The sequence below is a fragment of the Bacillota bacterium genome (genome assembly GCA_040754675.1).
Taxonomy (GTDB): Bacteria; Bacillota; Limnochordia; order Limnochordales; family Geochordaceae; genus Geochorda.
The window spans coordinates 1-3,398 of the sequence record JBFMCJ010000441.1 but is presented as its reverse complement, the minus strand read 5'-3'; the positions used below and the strand labels follow the sequence as shown (position 1 = coordinate 3,398).

Sequence of the window (3,398 nt, the reverse complement as noted above, 5' to 3'; positions counted from 1 at the left end):
CCGTCCCCGGTGCTGTATTGCCTCGTCAACCAGGTCGAGGGTACCCGGTGCCAGCGGCACCATCCGCTCGGTCCGCAGTTTGCCCAGCGGCACTTTGAGCCAAGCCCCTTTGCCCGGCACTTCATGTACGCAGTCCAGTTCCAGAGCGAGGAGTTCCCCCATACGTAGCCCGGTATGACGCAAGATAAGTAGACCGCAACGCTTGAAGGGATCCTCCAGGGTCAAGAAGGCACGACACAGGGCTTCATCCTGTTCTGGGGGAAGATAGCGGGGCAAGAAGGAGGAGAGTTTGGGGATGTCCTGGGCAAACAGCAGTCGCCGCCGGGGCGCTTGTTCCCAGCCCCACTCTTCCAGGTCATCGAGAAAGCGCTTGACCTCCATCACCAGGCCGCGCCGGTGGGAAGCGCTCACCGGTTGGTGACTGACTTCCACTAGCCAGGGCTCCAGGTGGCGTTCCCGCTGCAACTGGCCGAAGGAGCTGAGGCCGGGGTCAAGGGCCTCTACAAATGCCCTGAACTGGCACAACGCGTCTGCGTAGCCAGCTACGGTACTGCTTGAGTACGGCAGCCAGCTGGTAGAGATAACGCCGTACCACCTCCCGCAGTCCCGGCGTCCGCACCCGGCCCAGACGGCGTTCCCAGGTACCATCCCCCGCCAAAGCGTGAGTGGCCGTCCGGTGGAAGATACCCAGGTGATACAGGAGATTCTCTATCGCGTGGAGCGAAACCCCGAAGTGCTTGTGCCGATGGTTTTCACGATCCTCGTGCTCCTGCACCGCGGCCCGGAAGTCAGCCAGGTCACTCGGGTCCAAAGCATGCAGCGTTTTCCCCGTCTGAATGAGGATCCGCAGGATGGCCTGGGGGATCATGGACCCAATATGGCGCCGGCCAAATCGCAATTCACGCGCACCGGCTTCGAGACGGTCCAAGGCTTCCGCATGAGGGGATAGCCGGGCGTAGTTCATGATGCTCTGAAACTTGTGTGCCAGCATGAATGCATAGCCGGGCCGCAAGTATCCCCAGAGCATCAGGAAGTTGAGAAAACAACGCTCCTCCGGATCCAGGTCCTGCAAGTAGGCTACACACGCCGGGTGGGACCAGAGCGCTTCCGGGACCTGCCTGATCAAGCGCTTGGCTGCATTCATGGTTGCCCGCCTTGAGGTCGGCGAACTGCGAATGCTGGGGACCAGCTGGGCGTAGGTGCGCAGGGCGGCGTCGGCCAGTTGCGGCCGGGGCAGGGCCACGGTCATCGGCGCATCACCTCCATGGCCTGGTCATACTCGGTCCGCACCCGCTTAGGGGAGCACCGCACATAGGCCAGACTGGCATCCATGCTGGCATGTCCCAATAGTTCCTTGAGCACGTAGGGGATCAATGCCAGCTTCGGCTAAGTTCAGGGCGTAGGTGTGGCGTAGACTGTGGGGATGGGCCCGCGCTACGTTGGCCTGGGCCCGGTGATAACGGAAGATGCTGCGGACGCCCTCCGCGCTGAGGGGTTGCCCTCGACGGGGGCCTTTAAGCACCAAAAAGAGCTGGGAGCAGCTGCTATCCGGTCGCTCATGTAGCAGATATTGGTGAATCAAAGAGATGACCTCAGGAGCTACCGGCACCACCCGCTCCTTTGCACCTTTGCCCCACACGCGGAGTTGACGCTCGTCAAAATCCACGTCACGGACCTTAATTCCCAGCGCCTCGCTCACTCGCAGACCGCCGAAAAGGCAAAGCGCCAGGGCCTTGTCCCGGCAGCTCCGCAGGCTGCCCACCAGCGCCTCCACCTCGGGCGGCTCCAAAGCACGCGGCAGTTCCCGAGGGATCTTAAGCGTGGCCGCACGCTTCCACCTGCGCGCATATACGTGCCCCAGCAGGCCTCGCTTGCGGGCCTCGGCTGGCCAGATGGTTTTGAGCCGGGAGGGGATGGGGGTCTTGACCAGAGTGCCGATACTGACGTGGAAGTGGTAAAAGCCACTGATGGCAGCCAGTCGCTGATTGATAGTGCGGGCCGCGTATCCCCGATCCCGCTGATCGTAGATGGAGAACACCCCGGGTTGCCGCCGCGGGTTAGTAGCGTGCAGTTGGTCGGCGATGAACTCCAGCAAGGCCGCAAAGGTCAGTTCTGCATACGAATAAGACCTAGCCCTAGCCCGGATTACCACGGCCCTGAGTTCAACTAACATTTCCCATATACTGTGGGGTTGAACAGGCGGCCGAAAGCCGAGCGTGGGCCCGGATGACCATGTTAGTTTTTTGACTAAACGTCACGTACTCACCCGAAGATGAAGCGTAAGCGCTTGTTTTCCAGCCAAGGTATGGGCGTGGAGATATCCGGGAAGCCTGCGGCCACCAGGAGTGGGTTGTGTGCATGTCGGTTGAAACGCACCTGGAGTTCGCTGTCCGTCAGAGTGATACGGGCGGCGGCGTCGACCAGATCGCGGAAGATGTGGTTGGACTTGGCGGTCTGGTAACCCCGGCCTACCCGGGTGCCCAGCCAGCGGTAGAGGCTGCTGGCCATGAGCGTCAACTGTAAGTCGCAGTTGACCTCACTACGCGTCCAAGCGTAGCCGGGCTCAGGTCTAACTGGCGTACATCGGCCACGGCAGCGGGCTCGGGGCACACCCCCGGAGGGCGTTCCTCGTCGCGCCGGCGGGGCAGGCGGGCAAACCCCTCCTCTTTCAGGACGGCGTCAATGGTGGCCGGGCTGCAAGGCTGGCCGGCTTCGGCCAGCACCTGGCTGATATCGTAGATGGAGAGATTCTGCTTGCGCAGGGCGATGATGCGTTCCCGGCTCTGGTCTTGCTTGGGGGCGATCTGGGGCCCTTTAGCTGGGGGCAAGAAGAAAGCCCGGTGGGGGTCTTGGCGGAACTGGTGACAGAGGACGCGGAAACTGCCTGGGGAGTAACCGAAACGGGCGGCGGCCTCGGTAGAGGAGAGGCCTTCGACGAAGTAGGCGCGGAGTGCCTCATACTGGCGGTGGGTGGAGTTAGTGGGTTCGAGGAAGTGGCAGGCGTATTCTGTTAGGTATTTACCTTTACTGTCATACATACTTCCACTATACCATCTATCATGCACCAAGTCAGGAGGGTGCCTGGAAAAGCAAGGTCACTTCCACAAAGGCTCTGAAGCAGGGGGATACAGAGGAGGGGGATGTGGAGGCAACTATATCTATCGTAAGATGAGATGGTGAGTATGCTTGGCTATGTACGACTGGTGCCTAACACCATTAGGCAACAGGATGGCGTGAGCAACAGCCACCGCAGCACGTTTGCTGCCTCGCCGGGCGGCAATACGGTGATAGAGCGCGGATAAGTAGCTCCCTTTTACGTGCGATGCAGATCGAGCTGCCTCAACCAGAGTGGCGCGCAGATGCGGACTACCTTTGCGGGTTTTGGTGTTCTTACGTTT

Annotated in this window: 5 protein-coding genes and 1 pseudogene; all 6 read right to left on the bottom strand. The window is 60.9% G+C overall.

The genetic code is table 11. The features are described from left to right. On the bottom strand, nt 1–411 hold a 411-nt coding region (locus tag AB1609_18640; GenBank protein ID MEW6048464.1), incomplete at its 3' end, for an integrase. A gap of 79 nt (nt 412–490) precedes the next feature. After that, nucleotides 491–1,249 (bottom strand): hypothetical protein, encoded by a 759-nt coding sequence (locus tag AB1609_18635; GenBank protein ID MEW6048463.1) that lies wholly within the window; start codon nt 1,247–1,249, stop codon nt 491–493. Between the two features lie 45 nt (nt 1,250–1,294). Then, the gene (locus AB1609_18630; GenBank protein MEW6048462.1) at nt 1,295–2,173 is read right to left on the bottom strand and encodes a tyrosine-type recombinase/integrase; all 879 of its coding nucleotides are present in this window, start codon (nt 2,171–2,173) and stop codon (nt 1,295–1,297) included. A gap of 89 nt (nt 2,174–2,262) precedes the next feature. After that, the gene (locus tag AB1609_18625) at nt 2,263–2,508 is read right to left on the bottom strand and encodes a hypothetical protein (protein MEW6048461.1); all 246 of its coding nucleotides are present in this window, start codon (nt 2,506–2,508) and stop codon (nt 2,263–2,265) included. A 5-nt stretch (nt 2,509–2,513) separates the two neighbouring features. After that, a complete protein-coding gene (locus tag AB1609_18620) occupies nt 2,514–3,038 on the bottom strand; it encodes a hypothetical protein (GenBank protein ID MEW6048460.1) in 525 nt (174 codons plus the stop codon). Between the two features lie 186 nt (nt 3,039–3,224). Next, nucleotides 3,225–3,398, bottom strand: a pseudogene (locus AB1609_18615) (IS110 family transposase).

Bases quoted from the DNA above. Each gene is read 5' to 3' on its own strand.
- AB1609_18635 (MEW6048463.1), bottom strand. From the start codon at position 1,249: ATGACCGTGGCCCTGCCCCGGCCGCAACTGGCCGACGCCGCCCTGCGC.
- AB1609_18630 (MEW6048462.1), bottom strand. From the start codon at position 2,173: ATGTTAGTTGAACTCAGGGCCGTGGTAATCCGGGCTAGGGCTAGGTCT.
- AB1609_18625 (MEW6048461.1), bottom strand. From the start codon at position 2,508: ATGGCCAGCAGCCTCTACCGCTGGCTGGGCACCCGGGTAGGCCGGGGT.
- AB1609_18620 (MEW6048460.1), bottom strand. From the start codon at position 3,038: ATGTATGACAGTAAAGGTAAATACCTAACAGAATACGCCTGCCACTTC.